A 26,940-nucleotide genomic window follows, 5' to 3' on the forward strand; every position below is an offset into this window, starting at 1 on the left:
ACCCGCGAGGGGCAGCCGGCCGTCTTGGAAAGCGCGGTCAGTCGGATTGGCCGTCGAGCGCGGCCTGGATGAGGTCGTCGACGCTCATCTCGTCGATGTCCTCCTCCACCGCGACGTCGGCAGAACCGCGGCCGATGAGCTGCATCAACGGTTCCAGCACGCCGATCTCCCGCAGCTGCGCGAGCGGCACCCGTGCCAGCAGGTCGCGGATCTCCGTCTCCTCCGAGTCCTGCGCGACCGCGTCGGGGACCAGTTCGGTCAGCACGTGCGTCGCGAGCTCCTCCGGTGACGGGTGGTCGAACACCAGCGTCGACGCCAGTGACAGTCCCGTGGCGGCGTTGAGCTGGTTGCGCAGCTCTACCACCGCGAGAGAGTCGAACCCGAGGTCGCGGAACGGCCGATCTGGCCGCACGGCGTCGACGTCGGCCTGGCCGAGCACCTCGGCCGCCCTCGTCCGCACCAGCTCCAGCACCTCGTCGAACCGCTTGGCCGCGGGCAACGCCAGCAGCTTGTCCCGGAACGCGCCTTCGGTCACCGGTGCCTCGGCCGGCGTGTCCCCGGCCAGCTCGCGCAGCAGCGGGTTCGGGCGGAACCCGCCGGAGAACCGGCCCTTGTCCACCGCCGCCACGACCGCGGTCGGCAGTCCCTCGCCGACGAGCTGGCGCAGCGCGACACATGCCAGGACCGGGTCCATCGACGCGATACCAGCACGTTTGGCGTTGGCGACCGCGTCCTCGGTGTCGGCCATGCCGCCGCCACCCCATGCGCCCCAAGCGATCGACGTGGCCGCGAGGCCTTGGGAGCGGCGGCGGTCCGCCAGCGCGTCGAGCATCGCGTTCGCCGCCGCGTAGTTCGCCTGGCCGGGGCTGCCGACCGAGGACGACGCGGACGAGAACAGCACGAACGCGTCCAGGCCGGAGGTCAGCTCGTCCAGCAGCAACGCCGAGGTGACCTTGCTGCGGAACACCGCCTCGAACCGTTCCGGGGTCATCTTGTCCAGCACGCCGTCGTCGATGACGCCCGCGGTGTGGACGACGGCGGTCAACGGGCCGGGGATCTCGGAAAGCACTGCCTGCAACGACTTGCGGTCCGCCACGTCGCACGCGGCGATCGTGACGCCGGCGCCCAGGCCGGCGAGTTCCGCGCGCAGTCCCGCCGCTCCCGGTGCGTTCAGGCCGCCGCGGCTGACCAGCACCAGGTGCTCGGCGCCCTGCTGCGCGAGCATCCGCGCCACGTGGCCGCCCAGCGCGCCGGTGCCGCCGGTGATCAGGACGGTGCCGCGCGGCTGCCAGTCCTGGGCCGGAACGGGTGCCGGAGCGGCGACCAGGCGTCGTCCGAACACGCCGGTCGAGCGCACCGCGACCTGGTCCTCGCCGTCGAGTCCGGAAAGGACGGACGTGAGACCGTTCGCGACGCGGTCGTCGATCACCGCCGGCAGGTCGACCAGGCCGCCCCAGCGTTCGGGGTGCTCCAGCGTCACGACCCGGCCGAGGCCGTGGATCGCGGCCTGCGTGAGGTCCTCGAAGACCGTGCCGTTGACGGCGACGCCGTCGCGGGTCGCGCACCACAGCGGCGCGGTGATGCCGGCGTCACCGAGCGCCTGGATCAGCGCGGCGGTCCGCAGCACACCCGCCGGAGCGCTGCCCGAACCCGGCTCGGCGCGGCCGAGCAGCGACAGCACGCCGGTGAACGAGGTGCCCAGCGACCGCAGTTCCGCCGCGATGGCCTCGCGGTCCGGCGCGGACACGTCGACCCGGACCACGCTCACGCCGAGCGCGTCGATGACCGTGTCGCTCCACTCGTCGTCGCCGGCGGTCACCACGAGCCACGTGCCCGTCAGCTCACCGGACCGGCCCGCGTCGAGCGGTTTCCACGTGATGCGGTGCCGCCAGCTGTCGACCAGGGCGAGGTCGGTGCGCTGCTTGCGCCAGTCCAGCAACGCCGGCAGCACCTGTTCCAGCGCCTGCGTGTCGACGCTGAGGACGTTCTGCAGCGACCCGAAGTCCTCGCCCTCGACCGCGGCCCAGAACGCCGCGTCGTCGTTCGCCGGTGCGGCGGGACGCGCCGAGCTGATCATCGTCGACGGCCAGAACCTCTGGTGCTGGAACGCGTAGGTCGGCAGGGTGATCCTGCGGCCGATGGTGCCGAAGAAGCCGGCCCAGTCGACCTTCACGCCGCGGGTGTGCAGGCGGGCGAGCGCCGAGACGATCGACTGCTCCTCGCCGCGGTCCTTGCGCAGCACCGGAATGCCGCCGTCAACCAGGCCGGACAGCGTGGCGTCCGGGCCGAGCTCCACGAACGTCGTGACGCCGCGTTCGGTGAGGGTCCGCACGTTGTCCGCGAACCGCACCGCTTCCCGCACGTGCCGGACCCAGTACTCCGGTGACGTCACATCACCCTCCGCCACGACGGGAATCCGCGGCGGGCCGAACGTCAGTGACTCCACAGTGGACCGGAACTCCGCCAGCATCGGGTCCATCAGCGGCGAGTGGAAGGCGTGCGACACGCGCAGGCGCTTGGACTTCCAGCGTTGCGCGATCGCGACCACCGCGTTCTCCGGTCCGGCGATGACGACCGACTCGGGCCCGTTGACCGCCGCGATCGTCACACCATCGGTGAGGTGGGGCAGCACGACGTCCTCGCTGGCCTGCACCGCGACCATCGCGCCGCCCTCGGGCAGCGCCTGCATGAGCTTCGCCCGCACCGTGACCAGCTTCGCCGCGTCGGCCAGGCTGAGCACTCCGGCGACGTGGGCGGCCGCGATCTCGCCGATCGAGTGGCCTGCCAGGAAGTCCGGCTTCAGGCCCCACGACTCGACGAGGCGGAACAGCGCGACCTCGATGGCGAACAGCGCGGGCTGCGTGGTGCCGGTGAGGTTGAGCGCGTCCTGGTCGTCGCCCCAGATTACGTCCCTGAGGTTCGGGTCGAGGTGGCTCAGCACGTCCTCGAAGGCGTCCCGGAACGCCGGGAACCGGGCGTGCAGCTCGCGGCCCATGCCGATCCGCTGCGAGCCCTGGCCGGCGAACAGGAAGGCGAGCTTGCCGGAGCGCGCCACCTCGTCCCGGACCACCAGGGGGTTGCGGACGTCGGAGGCGATGGCCGCGAGCGCGTCGGTCAGCTCGGCGCGGTTGCTCGCCAGCACGACCGCGCGCTGGTCGAACGACGCCCGCGTGGTCGCCGTCGAACGGGCGATGTCGGCGAGGTCCGCGTCGACGTCGAGCAGGCGCGCGGCCTGGTCGCGCAACGCGGCGGGCGTCCGCCCAGAGACCAGCACAGGCAGCACCGCGAAGTTGTCCACAGATCGCCGAACGGCCCCTTGACCAGCACTTTCGTCCGGTACGCTGGAAATTGGGGGGATCCCCGACGCGGGCGCTTCCAAGATCACGTGCGCGTTGGTGCCGCTGGCGCCGAAAGACGACACCGCAGCCCTGCGCGCACGGTCGACCGCGGGCCACGCGGTGCGTTCCTGCAGCAGCTGCACCGCGCCGGAGCTCCAGTCGACGTGCGCGGACGGTGTCTCGGCGTGCAGAGTCCGCGGCAGCTCTCCCGCCCGCATCGCCATCACCATCTTGATCACGCCCGCGACCCCGGACGCGGCCTGCGTGTGCCCGATGTTCGACTTCACCGCGCCGAGCAGCAGCGGCGCCGAGCGGTCCTGCCCGTAGACGCTGAGCAGCGCCTGCGCCTCGATCGGGTCACCGAGCTTCGTGCCGGTGCCGTGCGCCTCGACCGCGTCCACATCGGACGGACGCAGCCCGGACGCGGCCAGCGCCTGCCGGATCACCCGCTGCTGGGCCGGTCCGGACGGGGCCGTCAGCCCGTTCGACGCGCCGTCGGAGTTGATCGCCGAGCCGCGCACGACCGCGAGCACCTCGTGACCGTTGCGCACGGCGTCCGACAGCCGTTCCAGCACCAGCATGCCGACACCTTCGGCCCAGCCGGTGCCGTCGGCGTTGTCGGAGAACGCCTTGCAGCGGCCGTCCTCCGACAGCGCGCCCTGGGCGCTGAACTCGATGAACCCGACCGGCGTCGACATCACGCACACACCGCCGGCGAGGGCCATCTCGCACTCACCCGTGCGCAGCGCCTGGGCCGCGAGGTGCAGCGACACCAGCGACGACGAGCACGCGGTGTCGACCGAGACCGTCGGCCCCTGCAGCCCGAACGTGTAGGCGAGGCGGCCGGACAGCAGCGACGCGGACTGCGCGGTCTGCCACTCCAGCCCGGTCTCCTCCGGCGACGGCCGGTACTCGCCGCTGCCACCGCCGACGAACACACCGGTGACGGAGCCGCGGATCGTGGCCGGGTCGACACCCGCCCGTTCCAGGGCCTCCCAGGCGGTTTCGAGCACGATGCGCTGCTGCGGGTCCATGACCATCGCTTCGCGCGGCGAGATCGAGAAGAAGTCCGGGTCGAAGTTCGGGACGTCGTAGAGGAACCCGCCGTGACGGGTCACGCTCTGTCCACTGTAGAGGGCGGTGAGGTCCCAGCCGCGATCCGCCGGGAACTCTCCGATGGCGTCCCGGCCGTCGAGCAGCAGCTGCCACAGGTCCTCCGGCGACCGCACGTCACCGGGGTAGCGGCAGGCCATGCCGACGATCGCGATCGGCTCGTCCGTCATGCTCTTCACCGTGAACTGGACGTCGTCCGCGCCACCGAGGAGTTCGGTGAGCAGGTGCGCGGCGAGCTCGTCCGGCGTCGGGTAGTCGAACACCAGCGTGGCACTGAGCTGCAGACCGGACTCCGTCTGGAGCTGGTTGCGCAGGTCGACGGCGGTCAGGGAGTCGAACCCGAGGTCGCGGAACGGCACGTCCGGCTCGATCGCCTCGGTTCCGTTGTGGCCGAGGACGAGTGCCGCCTTCTCGCGGACGAGCGTGAGCAGCGTGCCGTGGCGTTCGTACTCGGGCAGCTCGGCCAGGACCTGCTTCAGCACCGGCTCGGTGACGGGCTTCTTCTGCACCAAGCCGCTGAACAGCTCGTTGTCCTGCCCGAACGTGCTCCAGTCGACGTTCGCGACGACGACGTTCGTCCGTCCACTCGCGACGGCGGCGTGGATGGCCGCGACGGCGTTCGGGCCGTCGAGGACCGGGATGCCGCTCATTCGCAGATGCGCGGCCATGCTTTGATCGGTTGTGCCCTCCCACGGCGCGTAGGCGATGGAGGTCGCCTTGAGGCCGCGGGCTTTCCGCTGCCGCGCGAACTCCTCGACGATCACGCTGTGCGCGGCCTGCTGGGCCTGGCCGCGGAAGCCCCACGTGCCGGCGACCGAACCGAAGACCACGAACGCCTCCAGCGCGCGGTCACCCAGCTGCTCGTCGAGCCGCTTGAGCGAGTCGAGGTCGCCGAGGTGGATCACCGCGGTGACGTCGTCGGTCAGCGTTTCCGCGGTGTTCGGCAGGTTCTGCTTGAGCTGCTCACCCATCGGCCCCTCGGCGCCGGACAGGAGGATCTTGCCGGTCGGCGTCCACGGGGTGGTGACTTCGACCCGGCGCAGACGCGGGACGAACACACCCTCCTCGTGGAACGTGACTTCCTTCTCCTGCAGGGGAATCGCCCACTTGTCGGTTTCGACGCGGATCAGGCCGCCCCAGCGTTCTGGCTGCTCCACGGCGGCGACCCGGCCCTCACCCCAGACCGCGGGTTCGCTGCTGACGCACCACAGCGGGGCCGTGATGTTGTTGTCCTCCAACATGGTCAGCACCTCGAACGGACTGGTGTCGCCGACTGAGATCACACCGGCGTAGTCGCCCGGCACGAGCTCGGTCGTCGTCCGCCCCGGGAAGCCCGTCGCGTCGCCGAGGACGAGCCAGGTGCCTTCCGTCGTGGTGCTGACGTCGTGCTTCTCCCACACCACCTCGTACAGCCAGTCGTCGGTGACGGACTTCGGCGTGGTCGTCGGCCAGTAGCGTTCGCGCTGGAACGCGTAGGTGGGCAGCGGGACGCGCTTGGCACCGGTGCCGGCGAAGTACCGCGGCCAGTCGACCTCAAGCCCCTTCACGTGCAGGGTGCCCAGCGCGAGATCGAACGCGCTGACCTCGTCGCGGTCCTTGCGTTGCGTGGCAACGGCTCCGTCGACCATGGCCGCGAGCACGCCGTCCGGGCCGATCTCGACGAACGCGTCGACGGCTCCGAGGCTCTGGACGTTGTCGTGGAAGCGGACGGTGTCGCGGACGTGGTTCACCCAGTAGTCGACGGTCGTCACGTCGCCGGTGGTGGCGATCGGGATGCGCGGCTTCTCGAACTTGAGGTGCGCGATCGCCGCGCGGAAGTCGTCGAGCATCGGTTCCATCAACGGCGAGTGGAACGCGTGGCTGACGGTGAGCTGCTTGGTCTTCGCGAACTTCTTGGCGATCTTGGCGACGGCGGCGCTGTCGCCCGCGATGACGACGCTGCTGGGCCCGTTGACCGCGGCGATCGACACCTTCTTGGACTTGCCGAGCTGCTTGCGCACCTCGGCCTCGGTGGCGAGGACGGAGACCATCGCACCGCCTTGTGGCAGCGCCTGCATGAGGCTTGCGCGCGCGGTGACGAGCTTCGCGGCGTCTTCGAGCGTCAGGACACCGGCGATGTGGGCGGCCGCGATCTCGCCGATGGAGTGGCCCGCGACGTGGTCGGGCAGGACGCCGAGGCTCTGGACGAGCCTGGCGAGCGCGACCTCGATCGCGAACAGGGCGGGCTGGGTGTAGCCGGTCTGGTTGAGCTTCTGCTCGTCCTCGCCCCAGACGACGCTCTTCAGCTCCGGGTCGAGATGGGCCAGCACCTCGTCGAAGGCTTCGCGGAACGTCTCGAACCGCGCATACAGCTCCCGCCCCATGCCGAGCCGCTGGGAGCCCTGCCCGGTGAACAGGAACGCCGTCGTGCCCGCCTTGCGCGCCACACCGCTGACGACCTCTACACCGTCGATCAGCAATGCCCGATGCGCGAACTGCGCGCGCGTGGTCGCCGCCGAGAACGCCAGGTCCAGCTGATCCGCCTCGACCGCGCGGATCCGCTCGATCTGAGCGCGCAGCGCATCGGAGGACTTCGCCGAAACAACGACGGGGGCCCCCTTGGGGGGACGCGAAGTCCCCACTCCAATCGTCGCACGGGAGGCCGACGATTCCGGGCCGGCAAGATCGACAACAGCCGAGTTGTCCACAGGCGCCGGGTTGTCCACAGATTCCGCGACGGCGCCCTGACCAGCGTTTTCGACGAGTACGCTGGAAATCGGGGGGATCCCCGCGCCCGCCACCGACGACGACGGCGCGGCCTCGAGAATGACGTGCGCGTTCGTGCCGGAGAGACCGAACGCGGAGATGCCCGCACGGCGAGGACGGCCCGAAGACGGCCAGGCGATGTTCTCGGTGAGGAGCGAAACCGGACCCGAGGTCCAGTCGACGTGGCTGGTCGGAGCGTCGACGTGGAGGGTGCGGGGCAGCACGCCGTGGCGCATCGCCTCCACCATCTTGATCACGCCCGCGACACCCGCGGCGGCCTGGGCGTGGCCGATGTTCGACTTCACCGAACCCAGGTAGAGCGGCGACGAGCGGTCGGCGAAGGTCGCCAGCAGGGCCTGGGCCTCGATCGGGTCGCCCAGCGTCGTACCGGTGCCGTGTGCTTCCACAGCGTCGATGTCGCCCACGGACAGTCCGGCGTCCGCGAGAGCGCGGCGGATGACGCGCTGCTGCGAGGGACCGTTGGGGGCGGTGAGGCCATTGGAGGCGCCATCGGAGTTGACGGCCGAGCCGCGGACCAGAGCCAGCACCTCGTGGCCGTTCGCCACCGCGTCGGACAGGCGTTCCAGCACGAGGATGCCCGCGCCCTCGGACCACGCGGTGCCGTCGGCGGCGTCGGCGAAGGCCTTGCAGCGGCCGTCCGGCGCGAGGCCGCCCTGGGTCGTGAACTCGACGAACGAGTCGGGGCTCGACATCACGCTGACACCACCGGCGAGAGCGAGAGAGCACTCACCGGAGCGGAGCGCGCGCATCGCCCAGTGCATGGCGACCAACGACGACGAGCACGCCGTGTCGATGGTGACGGCCGGGCCTTCCAGTCCGAGGACGTAGGAGAGGCGGCCGGACATGACCGACGCGGTGTTGCCGGTTGCGAGGTAGCCCTGGATGTCCCGGTCGAGCGAGCGACGCAGGACGTTCTCGTAGTCCTGGCCGTTCGTGCCGACGAACACACCGGTCGGGCTGCCCTTCAACGACAGCGGGTCGATGCCGGTGCGTTCGAGTGCTTCCCAGGCCGTCTCCAGCACCAGGCGCTGCTGCGGGTCCATCGCGAGCGCTTCCCGCGGCGAGATGCCGAAGAAGTGCGCGTCGAAGTCCGCGACCCCGTCGAGGAAACCCGCTTCCAGCGACGCCGACGCGCCGGCGCCGAGCGCGGCCAGGTCCCAGCCGCGGTCGGCCGGGAACGAGCTGACGCCGTCACCACCGGAGGAGATCAGGTCCCAGAAGGCTTCCGGGGAGGTCACGCCGCCGGGGAAGCGGCAGCCGATGCCGACGATCGCGATCGGGTCGTCGCCGGCGCGCCGCACCACCACCTCGGCCGGGACGTCGCCGACCTCGCCCAGCAGGAACTCCGCCAGGTCGTAGGGGGTCGGGTAGTCGTAGAGCAACGATGCCGGCAACGTCAGCTCGGTCGCGGCCTGCAGGCGGTTGCGCAGCTCCAGCGTCGTGAGCGAGTCGAAGCCGAGGTCGAGGAACGCGCGGTCAGGGTCGACGTCGGAAGCGTTGCCGTGCCCGAGAACCGCGGCGATCTGGCCGCGCACCAGATCGAGCACCGCACGGTTGCGTTCGGCCTTCGACAGGCCCGCGAGCGCCTTGCGGAACTGCGGCTGTTCTGCGGCATCCACGACTTTCTCGTTGGTGTGGAAGCGTTTGACCTCGGGAAGATCGCCGACCAGCGGCGCAGGACGCAGACCGGCGAGCGCGGGCAGGAAACGTTCCCAGTCGATCTCCGCGACCAGCACGGCCGCGTCACCGTGTTCGATGGCCTTTTTCAGCGCCTGCAACGCGAGTGCCGGCTCCATCGGCGTGAAACCGCCGCGCTTCAGACGTTCAGCGACGCCTCCCGCGGCCGCCATGCCGGCCTCGCCCCATGGTCCCCACGCCACCGAGGTGGCCGGAAGTCCTTGCAGGCGGCGGTACTCGGCGAAGGCGTCGAGGAAGGCGTTGGCCGCGGCGTAGTTGCCCTGGCCCGCACCGCCGATGACACCGGCGGTGGACGCGAACAGCACGAACGCGTCAAGGTCGGACGTGAGCTCGTGCAGGTTGCGGGTGGCGTGGACCTTGGCGCGCAACAGGTTCGTGAACGAGGTGGCGTCCATCGACTCGACGAGGCCGTCCTCGACGACGCCCGCCGCGTGGAAGACCGACGTCACCGGGTGCTCGGCGAGCAGGGCGGCCAGCGCGTCGCGGTCGGCGACGTCGCAGGACTTGACGACCACGCGCGGGTCGGCGAACTCAGCGGAACCGGTGCGGCTGACCAGGACGACCTGTTCGGCGTCCTGGTCGAGCAGCCACTGCGCGACCTGCTTGCCGATCGCGCCGGTGCCGCCGGTGACGAGCACGCGGCCCGGCCGGTAGTCGCGGTGCAGCGCGCTCGGGGTGCTGTGGATGAGGCGGCGGCTGTAGACGCCGGACGGCCGCACGGCGACCTGGTCCTCGCCCGTTCCCGCGAGCACGCCGGGGATGCGGCGCGCGGTGTTCCAGTCGAGCTGCGCGGGCAGGTCGATCAGGCCGCCCCAGCGCTGCGGGTGTTCCAGTGCGATCACGCGGCCGAGACCCCAGACCGTGGCGCCGTCGGGGTTGGTGATCTGCTCGCCGCCGCCGACCGACACCGCGCCGCGCGTCGCCACCCACAGCGGGGCGTCGACTCCGGCGTCACCAAGTGCCTGCACCACAACGGAAGTGCGGACCAGCGCCTGTTCGGCCTCGACGTCCAGCGCGAGCAACGACAGCACGCCCGCGTAGTCGCCGCTGACCTGCTCGGCGAGCTCCTGGCGGTTGTCCGCGGCGTTGACGACCACGGTCTCGACGCCCAGCGCGTCGATCAGCTCGGACGTGTCGTGGTCGGTGAGGACCAGCCACGGGCCGGTGAGAGTGGACTGCGTCGTAATCGGTTTCCAGGTGACCGCATACCGCCACGAGTCCACAGTGGACTGCTGCTTGCGGGAACGCCACTGCGCCAGCGCGGCGAAGTCCTCCCGCTCGACCGCCGCCCAGAACTCGTCGTCGACGAAGTCGCCTTCGGCGGCCTTGACGGCGACGGGCTCGGGCCAGAAACGCTGGTGCTGGAACGGATACGTGGGCAGTTCGACATCAGCCCTGGTGCCCGCGAAGTACGCGGCCCAGTCGACGGTCGTGCCGCGGACGTGGACGCCGGCCAGCGCGGTCAGCAGCGTGACGACCTCGTCGCGGTCGCGGCGCAGTGCCGGGACCAGCACGGCCTGTTCGGTGAGCGACTCCTGGGCCATGCCGGTGAGCACGCCGTCCGGGCCGAGCTCCAGGAACGCCCGCACGCCGCGGCTTTCCAGGTGCGTGACCTTGTCGGCGAACCGGACGGCGTCGCGGACGTGCCGCACCCAGTGCTCCGGGTCGGTCACGTCGTCGGCGACCAGCGGGATCGACGGCTCGCCGAACCTGATGCCGCTGATCGCGGCACGGAAGTCGTCGAGCATCGGGTCCATCAATGGCGAGTGGAACGCGTGGCTGACCTTGAGCCGCTTGGTCTTCTCGAACCGTGCCGCGATCGCCTCGGCCTCGGCTTCGTCGCCCGCGATGACGATCGACGCGGGCCCGTTGACGGCGGCGATCGACACGCGGCCGGTGAGCAACGGCGTGATGTCACTTTCGGTGGCCTGAATGGCGATCATCGCGCCGCCGGCCGGCAGCGCCTGCATGAGGCGGGCGCGGGCCGAGATCAGCGTGCAGGCGTCGTCGAGGCTCAGGACGCCGGCGACGTGCGCGGCGGCGATCTCGCCGATCGAGTGCCCCGCGAGGTAGTCGGGCGTGACGCCCCAAGACTCGAGCAGGCGGAACAGCGCGACCTCGACCGCGAAGATCGCGGGCTGGGCGTAGCCGGTCTGGTTGAGCTCTTGCTCGTCCTCGCCCCACATGACCTCGCGCAGCGGGCGGTCGAGATCGGCGTCGAGGTGGGCGCAGGCCGCGTCGAGAGCGTCGGCGAACACCGGGTACCGCTGGTAGAGCTCGCGGCCCATGCCGAGGCGCTGCGAGCCCTGGCCGGTGAACAGGAACGCGGTGCGGCCGCGCGTGGCCTGGCCGCGGACGACCGCGCCGTCCGGCTGGTTGTCGCGCAACGCCGTCAGGCCGCGCACCAGCTCGTCACGGTCGCTCGCGACGACGACCGCGCGCTTTTCGAACGTGGACCGCTTCGTGGCCAGCGACGCGGCCAGCTCAGGCAGGCCCGCGTCGACGTCGAGCAGACGGTCGGCCATCTGCCGGAGGGCCTCGTCCGCACGCGCCGACAGCAGCACCGGCACCGCACCGACCTGGATCGATCCCGACTCGCCCCCTCCGGGGGAGAACGAGGTCCCCACTCCAATCGTCCCACGGGGGTCGGACGAATCCGGGGCGTGGAGATCGACATCTGCGGGGTTGTCCACAGGGGCCGAGTTGTCCACAGGTTCGGGAGCTGCCTCTAGCACGACGTGGGCGTTTGTGCCCGAGAGGCCGAACGAGGAGACGCCCGCGCGGCGCGGGTGGTCGGTCACGGGCCACGGTTCCTCGGTGGCGAGGAGCTTGATCGAGCCCGACGACCAGTCGACCTTGGTCGAGGGCTGGTCGACGTGCAGCGTGCGCGGCAGGACACCGGCGCGCAGGGCGAGCACCATTTTGATGATGGAGGCGACACCGGAGGCCATCTGGGTGTGGCCGATGTTCGACTTCATGGAGCCGAGCAGCAGTGGCCGCGTGCGGTTCTGGCCGTAGGTGGCGAGCAGGGCCTGGGCCTCGATCGGGTCGCCCAGGGCCGTGCCGGTGCCGTGCCCGTCGACGGCGTCCACTTCGGACGGATCGACGCGGGCGTTGGCGAGGGCCTGGCGGATGACGCGTTGCTGTGAAGGGCCGTTCGGGGCGGTGAGGCCGTTCGAGGCGCCGTCCTGGTTCACCGCGGAGCCGCGCACGACGGCGAGGACGCGATGGCCGTTGCGTTGAGCGTCGGAGAGACGTTCCAGCAGCACCAAGCCCACGCCCTCGGCGAGCGTCATGCCGTCGGCGGCGTCGGAGTAGGCCTTGCAGCGGCCGTCGCGAGCCAGGGCGCGCTGGCGGGAGAAGCCGACGAAGGCGCCGGGCGTCGCCATGACCGAGACGCCGCCGGCCAGCGCCAGCGTCGACTCGCCGTCGCGCAGCGACTGGCAGGCCAGGTGCAGGGCCACCAAAGAAGAGGAGCAAGCGGTGTCGAGGGTGACCGCGGGGCCTTCGAGACCGAACAGGTAGGAGACGCGGCCCGACAGCACGCTGGAGAGCGTGCCGGTGATCATGTGGCCCTCGTCGCCCGGCTGGTCGGAGCCGCCCGCCGAGTAGTCCTGGTAGGAGGCGCCGATGAACGCACCAGTCAGGGTTCCCTTGAGCGACTGCGGGTCGATGCCGGCGCGTTCGATGGACTCCCAGGCGGTCTCCAGCAACAGTCGCTGCTGCGGGTCCATCGACAGGGCCTCGCGGGGGCTGATGCCGAAGAAGCCGGGGTCGAAGTTCGCGACGTCGTGCAGGAAGCCGCCCTGCACCGAGTAGGCGCCGCCGGGGGCGTCCGGGTCGGGGTTGTAGAGCGAGTCGCCGTCCCAGCCGCGGTCGGCCGGGAAGCCGGAGATCGCGTCGACGCCGTTCATCACGACGTTCCACAGGTCTTCCGGGCTCGCGACGCCACCGGGATAGCGGCAGGCCATGCCGATGATCGCGATCGGCTCGTCGGACGCCACCGACGCGACCACCTGCGTGTTCGACGGCACGTCCGCGCCGAGGAGCTCGCCGAGCAGGAACTCGGTGAGCGCCAGCGGGCTCGGGTGGTCGAACACCATCGTGGTCGGCAGCGTCAGACCTGTTGCGGCGGCGAGCTTGTTGCGCAGGTCGACGGCGGTGATCGAGTCGAAGCCGACCTCGCGGAACGCCCGGTGCTCGGTCAGCGCGTCGGTCGAGGCCATGCCGAGCACGGACGCGGCTTCGGCGCGGACGAGGTCGAGGAGCTGCTGTTCGCGTTCGGCGGGCGGCAGGGCGCGCAGCTTGGCCGCGAGGTCGGAGCTGTCGGACGCCGTGGTCTGCTCGGCGGCGACGGTGAGTGCGCGGACCTCCGGCAGCTCTTCGAAGAGCGTGGTCGGGCGCATCGCCGTGAAGACCGGGTAGTAGCGGTCCCAGGCGATGTTCGCGATGGCGATCTCTGTCTCGTCGTCCTCGATCGCCCGCTGCAGACCGGCCAGCGCCAGCCGTGCCTTCATGAACTCCAGGCCGCTGCGGCGGATCTGGTCGGTGTCGACGCGGCCGAGGCCGATGTCGTCGGACCAGATGCCCCACGAGACCGAGGTGCATTTCAGGCCGCGGGCACGGCGGTTGGCGGCCAACGAGTTCAGGTAGGCGTTACCGGCCACATAGGACGCGTGGTTTCCCGATCCCCACATGCCGGAGATCGAGGAGAACAGCACGAACGCGTCGAGGTCCTCGGTCAGCAGCGCGTCGAGGTGGGCGGCGCCGTCGACCTTCGCGGCCAGGATCTCGCTCAGACTCTCCACAGTGGACCCGTCGATCGAGTGCAGGCCGATCACCGCGGCGGTGTGGATGACCGAGCGGATCTCCCGGCCTTCCGCGCGGAGGTCGTTGAGCATGCGTTCGACGTCGTCCCGCTGGGAGATGTCGCACGCGACGACCGAGGTGGGCGTGCCGATCTCCTCCAGCTCGGCCACGAGCTCGCGGGCGCCGGGGGCGTCGAGGCCGCGGCGGCTGGTCAGCACCAGGTGCTCGGCGCCCTTGTGCGCGAAGAACCTCGCGACGTGCGGGCCGAGCGTTCCGGTGCCGCCGGTGATGATCGTGGTGCCGCGCGGGGTCCAGTCGCTGCGGCTGGGCTTGGACGGTGCGCGCACGACGCGGCGGGCGAGCGTGCCGGACGCGCGGATCGCCAGCTGGTCCTCGTCGCCCGCGTTGACCAGGGCCGAGACGAACCGTTGCGAGGCCCGCTGGTCGAGCTCCTCCGGCAGGTCGATGGAGCCGCCCCAGCGTTGTGGGTGCTCCAGGGCCGCGGTCCAGCCGATGCCGATGGCCTGCACCTGTGCCGGGTGGTCGACGGTGTCGGCGCGGCCGGTGGCCAGGGCGTTGCGGGAGATGTTCCACACCGGGGCGGTGATGCCGGCGTCGCCGAGCGCGTTGATCAGGTGGACGGTGAGCAGCAGGCCGACGGGCAGCCCGAGGGTTCCGTGGCGCTCGTCGGTCGGCAGCAGGGAGACGATGCCGTCCGCGTCGACCAGCTTGGCGGCGATGGTGGCGCGGTCGTCGTTGGCGTCCAGCACGATCCGCTGCACGTCACCGAGCGCGGTAACGACGTCGGTGTCGTTGACGGCGTCTGTGGTGACGACGACCCAGTTGCCGGTGAGCTTGCCGTTGTCGAGCCCGCGCAACGGCTTCCACGTCGTGCGGTAGCGCCACGAGTCCGTTGTGGACTGATCGCGGCTGGTCTGCCTGAACGTGGTCAGCGCGGGCAGGACGGCGGCGAGCGTGGCCTCGTCGAGGTGCAGGCTCTGGGTGAGCGTGGCGAGGTCGGACTGCTCGACGGCCTGCCAGAACGCGGCGTCCGCCGGGTCCTCCGACGCCGCGACGGGGTGCTGCGGCGGGCCGATCCAGAACCGCTCGTGCTGGAACGGGTAGGTGGGCAGGTCGACACGATTGCCCTGGAGGTGCCACCGCACCGGCAGGCCGCGGACCCAGACCTCGGCGAGGCTGGTCAGGACCCTTTGCAGGCCACCGATGTCGCGGCGCAGCGTGCCGGTGACGACGCCCCGCCTGCCGGCGAGCGCGTCCTGGACGCCCGGCGTGAGCACCGGGTGCGAGCTGACCTCGATGAACACCTGGTGGCCTGAGCCGATCAGCTGCTCGACGGCCTCGTTCAGGTGCACGGTCTGGCGCAGGTTGGTGTACCAGTACTCGGCGTCGGTGTTGGCGTCGTTCCACTCGCCGGTGACCGTGGAGAGGAACCGGGTGTGCGGGGTCTGCGGCGTGATCGTCCGCAGGTCGTCGAGAACGTCGTCGCGGATGTCCTCGACCTGCGCCGAGTGGGAGGCGTAGTCGACCTCGATGCGGCGGACCCGGACGCCCTGTTCGACGAGCTTGCCGCACAACGCGTCCAGCGCCTCCAGGTCGCCGGAGACCGCGACGCTGCGCGGGCCGTTGGTGGCGGCGAGGCTGAGTCGCTCGCCCCACTCTTCGAGGTGCGGCTGGACCTCGCTCGCGGACAGTCCGATGGACACGATGCTGCCGCGCCCGGACATGACCCGGCCGATGGCCTGGCTGCGCAGGGCGACGACCTTGGCGGCGTCTTCGAGGCTCAACGCGCCGCTGACGGCTGCGGCCGCGATCTCGCCCTGGGAGTGGCCGATGACGGCGTCCGGGGTGACGCCGTAGTGCTTCCAGACCTCGGCGAGCGACACCATCATCGCCCAGCTCGCGGGCTGGACGACGTCGACGCGGTCCAGGCTCTGGGCTTGGCGGATGACGTCGAGGAGGTTCCAGTCGGTGTGGGGCCGCAGCGCGGCGGCGCATTCGGCCATGCGGGCGGCGAAGATCGGCGACTCGTCGAGGAGCTGCGCGCCCATGCCGACCCACTGCGAGCCTTGGCCGGGGAAGATGAACGCGACCTTGCGCTCCAGGTCGGCGACACCCCTGGTCTCGACGCCGTCGATGATCACCGCGCGATGGTCGAAGTCCGGCCGCAGGGTCAGGCTGTAGGCGATGTCTCCCGGACTCGCGTCAACAGTGTTCAGCCCGGCGATCTGGGCCCGCAGCGCCGCCTCGGACTTCGCCGACACGAGCCACGGAATCGATCCCGACTGGGGGCCCCGGGGGGAGAACGAGGTCCCCACTCCAATCGTCTCACCCGGCACCGACGGTTCGGCGTCGCGAAGATCGACAACTGCCGAGTTGTCCACAGGCGTCGAGTTGTCCACAGATTCCGAAGCGGCGGCCAACGGGCGTGGCGTGACCGATACGCTGGAAATCGGGGGGATCCCCGCGGCCTGCTCCAAGATCACGTGGGCGTTGGTGCCGGAGATGCCGAACGACGACACGGCGCAGCGGCGGGCGCGGCCGGTCTCGGGCCAGGCGGTCGTGTCCTGCAGCAGTGAGATGGTGCCCGGCGACCAGTCGACGTGCGTGGACGGCTCGGCGGCGTGCAGGGTGCGCGGCAGGACGCCGTGCTGCAGTGCCATCACCATCTTGATGACCGAGGCGACGCCCGCGGCGGACTGGGTGTGGCCGATGTTCGACTTCACCGAGCCCAGCAGCAGCGGGCGGTCGGCGTCGCGGTCACGGCCGTAGGTGTTGAACAACGCCTGGGCCTCGATCGGGTCACCCAGCGAGGTGCCGGTGCCGTGGGCGTCGAGGGCGTCGATGTCGTTGGCCGACACGCCGGAGTTCGCCAGCGCCTGCATGATCACGCGCTGCTGCGACGGGCCGTTCGGGGCGGACAGGCCGTTCGAGGCGCCGTCCTGGTTCACCGCCGAGCCGCGGATGACGGCCAGGATCCGGTGGCCGGCGGCGACCGCGTCCGACTGGCGCATCAGCAGAAGCATGCCGATGCCCTCAGAAAGGATCATGCCGTCCGCGGAGTCGGAGAACGACTTGCACCGGCCGTCGCGGGCGAGGGCCCGCTGGCGGGAGAAGGCGATCAGCGGCTTCGGGTTCGGCATGATCGTCGCGCCACCGGCCACGGCGAACTCCGACTCGCCGGTGCGCAGCGACTGGCACGCCAGATGCATTGCCACCAAAGAGGAAGAGCACGCGGTGTCGACGGTGACGGCCGGGCCCTCGAAGCCGAACACGTAGGCGACGCGGCCGGACAGCACCGACGGCGAAGTGCCGGTGACCTGGTAACCCTCCGAACCGCCGTCACCGCCGCCGTACTCGATGTAGGACGAGCCGATGAACGCGCCGACCTTCTTGCCCCGCAACGCGGCCGGGTCGATGCCCGCGCGTTCGACCGCCTCCCAGGTGGTTTCCAGCAGGAGCCGCTGCTGCGGGTCCATGCCGGTGGCCTCCCGCGGCGAGATGCCGAAGAACGCCGGGTCGAAGTCGCCCGCGCCGGGCAGGTAGCCGCCCGCGGTGGTGTAGGTGGTGCCGGGACGGTCGGGGTCCGGGTCGTACAGCTGCGCCATGTCGAAACCGCGGTCCGCCGGGAATTCCGTGATCGCGTCCGTGCCGGCGAGCACCATCTCCCAGAACGCCTCCGGGGTGTTCGCGTCACCGGGGAAGCGGCAGCTCATGCCGACGATCGCGATCGGCTCGTCCGAGTCGACCTGCGCGGAGTACGACAGGGCCTCCTGTCCCGAACCGAGCAGCTCGGCCAGCAGGTGGTCGGCCAGCACCACCGGGGTCGGGTAGTCGAACACCAGCGTCGCCGGCAGCGTCAGGCCGGTCGCGTCGGACAGCTTCTTGCGCAGCTCGACCGCGGTCAGCGAGTCGAACCCGATGTCGCGGAACGCCCGGTTCTCCCCCACCTCCTCGACCGAGCTGTGTCCCAGCGTGGCGGCGGCCTCGGCGCGCACGAGCTCGACGAGCTCGCGCTTCTGGTCCTCTTCGGACACTGAGCGGAGCTTGCGGGCGAACTCGGAGTCGTCGCGGCGCACTTCTTCCACAACGGTCAGGGCGCGCACCTCCGGCAGATCTGCCAGCAGCGCGGACGGGCGAACCGAGGTGAACAGGGGGAAGTAGGTGTCCCAGTTGATGTCGACGACGGTGACGCAGGTGTCGTCGTGCATCACGGCGCGGTTCAGCTCGACGACCGCCTGCTCTGGCCGCAGGAACGTCAGGCCGCGACGCGCGAGGTTGTCGGACATGGCCTCGTGCGTCGCCATGCCGACCTCGGCCCACGGGCCCCACGCGATCGACGTCGCCCGCAGTCCGCGAGCACGCCGGGCCTCGGCCAGGGCGTCGCAGTAGGCGTTCGCGGCACCATAAGCCGCCTGGCCGCCGCTGCCCCACACGCCCGCGATCGAGCCGAACAGCACGAAGAAGTCGACCTCGCCGACCAGCGCGTCGAGATTCGCGGCGCCGACCACCTTGGCGGACAACACCTCCGCGAAGTCGTCCAGCGAGGTCAGCTCCAGCGGCGCGTGCTGCGCGGCACCGGCGGTGTGCACGACACCCGACAGGTCGGCGATTCCCGACACGACGGAAGCGAGCGCCTCGCGGTCGGCGACATCGCACGCGACGATCGAGACCTGCGGACCGAGCTCCTCCAGCGACGCCTTCAGCTCAGCGGCCCCCGGCGCGTCCATACCTCGGCGGGAGGTCAGCACCAGACCGGAGACACCGCGCTCAGCGAGCCAGCGAGCGGTCGTGGCACCGAGACCACCGGTACCGCCGGTGATCAGCACCGTGCCGTGAGCCGTGTAGTCCGACGGCAGCGCGTCGACCGGACGGTGCGCCAGCCGGCGCCCCATCACGCCGGACGACCGCACGGCCAGCTGGTCCTCACCGCCCAGCCCGGCGACGCAGGACACGAAGCGGCGCAACGAGTTCTCGTCGGGCACCTCGGGCATGTCGATCAGACCGGCCCAGCGCTGCGGGTACTCCAGTGCCGCCGCACGGCCGAAGCCCCACACCGCGGCCTGAGCGGCGGACCGCACCGAGTCCGACGTCTCCGCGGCGACCGCACCGGACGTCACCGCCCAGATCGGTGCCTCCACCGACTTGACCAGCAGGATCGACTGCTCCAGGCCGACGGTCAGCACCGGCGAGGGCGACTCGTCCAGCGCCACCAACGACACCACGAGATCGCAGGAAGGCACGTCCTCGACCGAGGTGACGACCGTGACCTCGGCACCGTGCGCGGCGAGCACCGCGCGGTAGGGCTCGGCGTCGACCGCCGGGGTCGTCAGCACCACGACGTGACCGGACAACACCGGCGTGCCCGTGACCCGGACCGGCGCCCACAGCACGCGGTACCGCCACGAGTCGAGCAGCGTCTTCTCCTGGTTGCCCGCACGCCACGACGACAGCGCCGGGATCAGCGAGTCCAGCGACGACCGCTGCTCCTCCCCCAGCCGCAGCAACGCCGCCAGCTCACGGGCGTCGCCGCGTTCGATCGCCGCCCACAGCTTGGCGTCCGCCGGGTCCGCGTCCGTCACGGCCGGGGCGGTGGAGCCCAGCGGCCAGTAGTACTCGTGTTGGAACGCGTAGGTCGGCAGCGTCACCCGCCGCGCCGGGCCGAAGTAGGCCTTCCAGTCGACCGGGACACCTGCCGCGAACAGCCGTCCGAGTGCCAGCGCGATCGACGCCTCTTCCGGGCGATCCTTGCGCAGGACCGGAATCGCACCGTCGACCAACGCCGACAGCGCACCCTCGGGACCGATCTCCACGAACGTCGTCACACCGGCGGCACGCGCCGCCTCAACGTTGTCGTGGAACCGCACGGTCTCGCGCACGTGCCGGACCCAGTAGTCGGATTGTTCAACAATCCCACCAGTGAACAGCGGGATCGTCGGATTGTTGAACGAAAGTCCCTCGACGACCTGGCGGAACTCGTCGAGCATCGGCTCCATCAGCGGCGAGTGGAAGGCGTGCGAGACCGCGAGCTGCTTGGTCTTGCGATCGTCGAATCGTTCAACAATCCGACGAACCTCTTGTTCAACACCGGCAATGGTCACCGACGCCGGGCCGTTGATCGCGGCGATCGAGACGCCGGACGTCAGCAGCGGGGTGATCTCGGCCTCGGTCGCCTGGATGGCCGCCATCGCGCCACCGGCCGGCAACGCCTGCATCAGGCGGGCACGGGCCGACACCAGCGTGCAGGCGTCGTCCAGCGACAGCACTCCGGCCACGTGCGCGGCGGCGATCTCACCGATGGAGTGGCCGACCAGGGCGTTGACCTTGACGCCCCACGAGCGGACGAGCCGGAACAGCGCCACCTCGAACGCGAACAGCGCGAGCTGGGCGTTGCCGGTCTGCCGCAGGTCCTCCTCTGAGGATCCCCACATCACCTCGCGGACCGGCAGCCGTTCGAGCACCTCGTCGAGCGCGGCGGCGAACACCGGGTAACGCTCGTAGAGCTCACGCCCCATGCCGAGACGCTGCGATCCCTGACCGGAGAACAGGAACGCCACCTTGCCCGGCGCGACCTCGCCCTCCACCACGGCGGCATCGGCGTTCTCAGTCGCGAGCGCACCCAGCGAACGCAGCAGCGACTCGCGGTCACCTACCACTACTGCAGCCCGCTGCTCGAACGCCGAACGGGTCGTCGCGAGCGAGAAAGCCAAGTCGCGCAACGAGACGTCGGAAGACTCGACGAACGACCGCAGCCGCGCGGCCTGCCCCCGCACCGCACGGCGGGTGCGGCCCGACAGCACCACCGGCACGACCACATCCGAAGGCGCAGAAGACGCAGGAGTCGGCACGTCGACGGCCGGTGGCTGCTCGATGATGATGTGCGCGTTCGTGCCCGAAATGCCGAACGACGAGACGCCCGCGCGCCGAGGCCGGGAGACCTCGGGCCACGCACGCGACGAGGTCAGCAGCTCGACCGCGCCCTCGGACCAGTCGACGTGCGACGAGGCCGTCGTGACGTGCAGCGTCTGCGGCACAACGCCGTGCCGCATCGCCTGCACCATCTTGATCACGCCGGCGACGCCCGCGGCGGCCTGGGTGTGGCCCATGTTCGACTTCACCGACCCGAGCAGCAACGGTTCGGTGCGGTTCTGGCCGTAGGTCGCGAGCAGCGCCTGCGCCTCGATCGGGTCACCCAGCGTCGTGCCCGTGCCGTGCGCCTCGACAACGTCCACATCGGACGAGGTGAGCCCGGCGTTGGCCAGCGCGGCGCGGATCACGCGCTGCTGAGCGGGTCCGTTCGGCGCCATCAGGCCGTTCGAGGCGCCGTCCTGGTTCACCGCGGAGCCGCGGATCACGGCGAGAATCGGATGCCCGTTGCGCACGGCGTCGGACATGCGTTCCAGCACCACCACACCAGCGCCCTCGGACCAGCCCACACCGTCTGCGGAGTCGGAGAACGCCTTGCAGCGGCCGTCCGGCGACAGACCGCGCTGCCGGGAGAACTCGATCAACGCGGTCGGCGTCGACATGACCGTCACGCCACCGGCCAGCGCCAGCGAGCACTCCCCCGCCCGCAGCGCCTGCATCGCCCAGTGCATTGCGACCAAGGAGGAAGAGCAGGCGGTGTCGACCGTGACCGCCGGGCCTTCGAGACCCAGGGTGTAGGAAACACGACCGGACACAATGGACGGTGAGGTGCCGGAGCCCTGGAAGCCCTCGAAGTCACCGCCGCCGAGCCGCGCGCCGTAGTCGTTGTACATGACGCCCGCGAACACACCGGTCTGGGTGCCGCGCAACGACACCGGGTCGATCCCGGCGTGCTCGATCGCCTCCCACACGACCTCCAGCAGGATGCGCTGCTGCGAGTCGGTGCCGAGCGCCTCACGCGGTGACATGCCGAAGAACCCGGCGTCGAACTCGCCCGCGTCGTGCAGGAAGCCTCCGGAACGCGAGTAGGTCGTGCCGGGGTGGTCTGGGTCGGGGTGGTAGAGGTTCTCGAGGTCCCAGCCGCGGTTCGACGGCAGGCCGGAGACCGCGTCGCCGCCCTCGGACACCAGCCGCCACAGGTCGTCCGCCGACCCGATGCCGTCCGGATAGCGACAACCCATGCCGACGATCACGATCGGGTCATCGGCGACGGCGGCCCGGACCTCGGCGGCCACGACGACGTCCGCCACGCCGTCGAACAGCTCGTCGAGCAGGTGCGCGGCCAGCGCGACCGGCGTCGGGTAGTCGAACACCATCGTCGCGGGCAGCCGCAGCCCGGTCACCGCGGTCAGCTGGTTGCGCAGCTCGACGGCGGTCAGCGAGTCGAAGCCCAGGTCCTGGAACTGGCGCGTGGCCTCGATCTCGTCACCGGACGCGTGCCCGAGCACCGCCGCGACCTGGCCGCGGACCAGCTCCAGCACCGCGTCCGAGCGCTCCTCCGCGCCCAGGCCGGACAGCCGGCGGATCAACGTGTCGGCGGTCTCCGAACCGGAGGCCGCGCGGCGCGTCCGCACCCGGATCAGGCCGCGCAGCAACGGTGGCACCTCGCCGCGCTGCCGCAACGTGCCCAGGTCGAGACGCGCCGGCACCAGTGCGGTGCTGGAGGAGGCCACCGCGCGGTCGAACAGCGCCAGGCCCTGCTCGACGGTCAGCGGCGGCATTCCCGTGCGCGCCATGCGTTCGGCGTCGGCCTCGGACAGCATGCCGTCACCGGCCCACGCGCCCCACGCCAGCGAGATCGTGTTCGGGCGGTGCTCGGCGAGCGCGTCCAGGAAGTGGTTGCCGGCGGCGTAGTTGGCCTGACCGGCGGTGCCCCAGGTGCCGGCCAGCGACGAGAACAGCACCAGCGGCACGTCCGGCAGCGCCTGCGCGAGGTGCCAGGCGGCGTCGACCTTGGGCGCCAGCACCGGGTGCAGCCGCTCCGGCGTGAGCGACGAGATCACGCCGTCGTCCAGCACACCGGCGCTGTGCACGACAGCGGTGATCTCGTGCGCGGCGACCAGAGCGGCCACCTGGGAGGCGTCGGTGACGTCGCACGCCACCACGGAAACGTTGGCGCCCAACGCTTCCAGTTCCGACACGTCACCGGTGCCGCGACGCGACACCAGCACGAGCTCACGCACGCCGTGCTCGGTCACCAGGTGCCTGGCGACGATCTTGCCGAGGCCACCGGTGCCGCCGGTGATCAGGACCTTGGTGCCCCACTCGATCGGGGCTTCCTCGATGTCGGCGCGGGCCAGACGCGGCGCGTAGATCTCGCCGTTCCTGAGCGCGAGCTGCGGTTCCTCGGAACCGACAGCGGCGGCCAGCGCGGCATTGGAGGCGTCAGTGCCGTCGAGCTCGATCAGCGAGAAACGGCCGGGCGACTCGGACTGCGCCGAACGCACCATTCCCCACACCGCCGCCGACGCGAGGTCGGCGCTGCTCGTGACGAAGACGACGCGCTCGTCGCGTTCTTCCTGCAGCAGGCCGAGCACCCGCTCGGTCAGCTCGTGCACGGACGCGACGACGTCCTCGTTGCCCCGCAGGTGAACGACGACCGCGTCGGAGCTGCCGGTGGCGGGGACCGTGACGGGCACCCAGTCGACCTGGAACAGCGAGTCGCGGTCCACAGTGGACTCTGCGGCGACCGCGCGCACCACCAGCGAGTCGACCGAGACGACCGGCTTTCCGGCACCGTCGACCGCGGCGATGGAATAGGCGTTGTCGCCGGACCGGGTCAGGCGGACGCGCAGCGCGGAGGCGCCGGTCGCGTGCAGCGACACGCCCTCCCACGAGAACGGCAGCCCGGCATCGCCCTCTCCGGAGACGATCGCGGCGTGCAGGGCGGCGTCCAGCAGCGCCGGGTGCAGGCCGAACCCGGCCAGGTCGACGCCCTCTGGCAGCGAGACCTCGGCGTAGACGACGCCGTCCTCGCCGCGCCAGGCCTGGCGCAGCCCTTGGAAGACGGGCCCGTACTCGAAGCCCATCGCGGCGAACGTGCCGTAGTCGACTTCCAGGGCCGTGGCACCGGCGGGCGGCCACACCGCGGTGTCGAAGGCGGTTTCCCTGGCGGGCGCGCCGAGAACGCCGATCGCGTGCTGCGTCCACGGCTCGTCGTCGGAGCCCTCGGCCCGTGAGTAGATCTTGACGGTGCGGCGGCCGTTCGCGTCGGCATTGCCGATCCACAGCTGCACCTGCACGCCGCCGCGTTCGGGCACGATCAGCGGCGCGGTCAGCGTCAGCTCCTCGACGCGGTCGCAGCCGACCTCGTCGCCCGCGCGGATGGCGAGTTCCAGGTAGGCCGTGCCGGGCAGCAGCACCGCGCCGCGCACGGCGTGGTCGACCAGCCACGGGTGGGTCTGGCGGGTGAGGCGGCCGGTGAGCAGCGCGCCGTCCTGGTCGGCGAACGAGACGGTCGCGGTGAGCAGCGGGTGGTGCGCGGCGCCGAGACCGGCGGCGCGCGGGTCGTGGAAACCGCCGCCGCCCTTGGGCCAGTAGCGCTTCGTCTGGAACGCGTAGGTCGGCAGGTCGACGCGCTTCGCGCCGGTGTGCGCGAAGAAGGCCTGCCAGTCGATCTTCGTGCCGCGGACGTGGAGGCCGGCGAGTGCCTGGGTGACGGCCTCTTGTTCGTCGCGGCCCTTGCGCAGCAACGGGATCGTGGTGATGTCGCCGGCGGTTTCCTGCGCCATCGCGGAGAGGATGCCGTCGGGGCCGATCTCGACGAACAGCGTGACGCCGTGTCCGGTCAGCCACTTGACGCCGTCGGCGAACCGGACGGCCTCGCGGACGTGGCTCACCCAGTAGCCGGGCGTGGTGATCTGCTCGACGCGGGCCTGCTCGCCCGTGACGTTCGAGACGAGCGGGATGATCGGGGCTTCGAAGGTGAGGTCCGCGATCTTCGCCCGGAACTCGTCGAGCATCGGCTCCATCAGAGGCGAGTGGAAGGCGTGGCTGACGGTGAGCTGCTTGACCTTGCGATCGTCGAATTGTTCAACAATCCTACGTGCCTCTTGTTCAACACCCGCGATGACGACGCTGGCCGGGCCGTTGATGGCGGCGATCGAGACGCCGTCGGTCAGGTGCGGGGTGACCTCGTCCTCGGTGGCCTGCAGCGCGATCATCACGCCACCTGCCGGGAGCTTCTGCATGAGGCTCGCGCGTGCGGTGACGAGTTTCGCGGCGTCTTCGAGGCTGAACACGCCCGCGACGTGCGCGGCGGCGATCTCACCGATGGAGTGGCCGGCGACGAAGTCCGGCTTCAGGCCCCACGACTCGGCGAGGCGGTAGAGGGCGACCTCGATCGCGAACAGCGCGGGCTGGGTGTTGCTGGTCTGGTCGAGGGCTTCCTGGTCCTCACCCCAGATGACGTCCTTGAGGGCCGGATCGAAGTGCCGCAGGACCGCGTCGAACGCCTCGGCGAACACCGGGAAGCGGGCGTGCAGCTCCCTGCCCATGCCGATGCGCTGGGCGCCCTGGCCGGTGAACAGGAACGCCTGCTTGGCGCGGGCGGCGGTGCCCTGGATCAGGCCGGGTGCGGGGGTGCCGTTCGCGAGGGCTTCCAGGCCGGCGCGGAGGTCGCCGACGATCGCGGCGCGGTGGTCGAACTGGGCGCGGGTGGTGGCGAGCGAGTAGGCGAGGTCGAGCGCACTGGCCGCGCCGGGCGTGCGAACCGCGTCGGACGTCCCGGCGACAGCGGCCAGCAGCCGCTCGGCCTGGGCCCGCAACGCCTCGCGCGACCGGCCCGAGACCAGGAACGGCAGCGCGCCGTCCCGCACCGGCACGGTGTCGCCGCTCGGAATCGATACGGATTGGCCGGCCCCCTGGGGGGAGCCACCCCCCACTCCAATCGTCTCAGAGGGGTCTGACAGTTCCGGGGCGGGCGCTTCCTCGATGATCGTGTGCGCGTTGGTGCCCGAGAGGCCGAACGACGACACGGCCGCGCGGCGCGGCTGGCCCGTGGCTGGCCACGGGGTGTTGGTGGTGACGAGGCGGACGGCGCCCGCGTCCCAGTCGACGTGGGAGGACGGGGTGTCGACGCCGAGCGTCCGCGGCACGATTCCGGCGCGGATGGCCATGATCATCTTGATCACGCCGGCGACGCCCGCGGCGGCCTGGGTGTGGCTGATGTTCGACTTCACCGAGCCGAGCAGGAGGGGCTGTTCCGGCGAGCGCTTGCGGCCGTAGGTGGCCAGCAGTGCCTGGGCCTCGACCGGGTCGCCCAGGACGGTGCCGGTGCCGTGTGCCTCCACGACGTCGATCTGGTCGCTGGTCAGGCGGGCGTTCACCAGGGCGGCCTGGATGACGCGCTGCTGCGACGGGCCGTTGGGGGCGGTCAGGCCGTTGGAGGCGCCGTCCTGGTTGACGGCGGAACCGCGCAGCACGGCCAGCACCTCGTGGCCGTTGCGGCGTGCGTCGGAGAGCCGTTCCAGCACCAGCATGCCGACGCCCTCGGACCAGCCCGTGCCGTCGGCCGAGTCGGCGAACGAGCGGCAGCGGCCGTCGGAGGACAGGCCGCCCTGGCGGGAGAACTCGACGAAGGTGGCGGGGTTCGTCATGACCGTGACGCCGCCGGCCAGGGCCAGGGACGACTCGCCGGCGCGCAGCGACTGCATCGCGAGATGCATTGCCACCAAAGAGGAAGAGCACGCCGTGTCCAGGGTGACGGACGGGCCGACGAAGCCGAGGGTGTAGGAGATGCGGCCCGAGATCACCGAGTTCGACGAACCCAGCAGCACCATGCCCTCGCCGCCCTCGCCGGGGCCGAGCTGGTAGTCCTGGTTCATCGCGCCCGCGAAGACGGCCGTCGAGGTGCCCTTCAGCGAAACGGGGTCGATGCCCGCCCGCTCCAGGGCCTCCCAGGTGACCTCCAGCAGCACTCGCTGCTGCGGGTTCATGCCGAGCGCCTCGCGGGGCGAGATGCCGAAGAAGTCGGCGTCGAACTCGCCCGCGCCCTCCAGGAAGCCGCCCTGGTCGCTCGACGACAGCGCGAGCATCTCGGGGTCCCAGCCGCGGTCGGTGGGGAAGGCGCGGATGCCGTGCTCCCCGTTCACGACCATCTGCCACAGATCTTCGGGACAGCGCACCCCGCCGGGGAAGCGGCAGCCGATGCCGACCACGGCGATCGGTTCCGACGCGGCCGCCTCGAGGTCCTGCAGGCGCCGCTTGGTGCGCTGAAGGTCCGTACTGGCCCGGCGGAGGTAGTCCCGGAGCTTCTGTTCGTTGTCCATCC

1 protein-coding gene is annotated in these 26,940 nt (G+C 71.1%); it reads right to left on the reverse strand.

Features of this window, described 5'->3' with window-relative positions:
• Window positions 1–37 precede the first annotated feature (37 nt).
• Window positions 38–26,938: a type I polyketide synthase gene (locus ACWEIJ_RS07125; RefSeq protein WP_449836255.1), complete on the reverse strand. Its 26,901-nt coding sequence runs from the start codon at window positions 26,936–26,938 to the stop codon at window positions 38–40.
• Window positions 26,939–26,940 lie beyond the last annotated feature (2 nt).

Source organism: Lentzea sp. NPDC004789, assembly GCF_053601075.1.

What these genes read in the sequence shown, in the direction of transcription:
- ACWEIJ_RS07125 (WP_449836255.1), bottom strand. Translation starts at nt 26,938, where the DNA reads ATGGACAACGAACAGAAGCTCCGGGACTACCTCCGCCGGGCCAGTACG.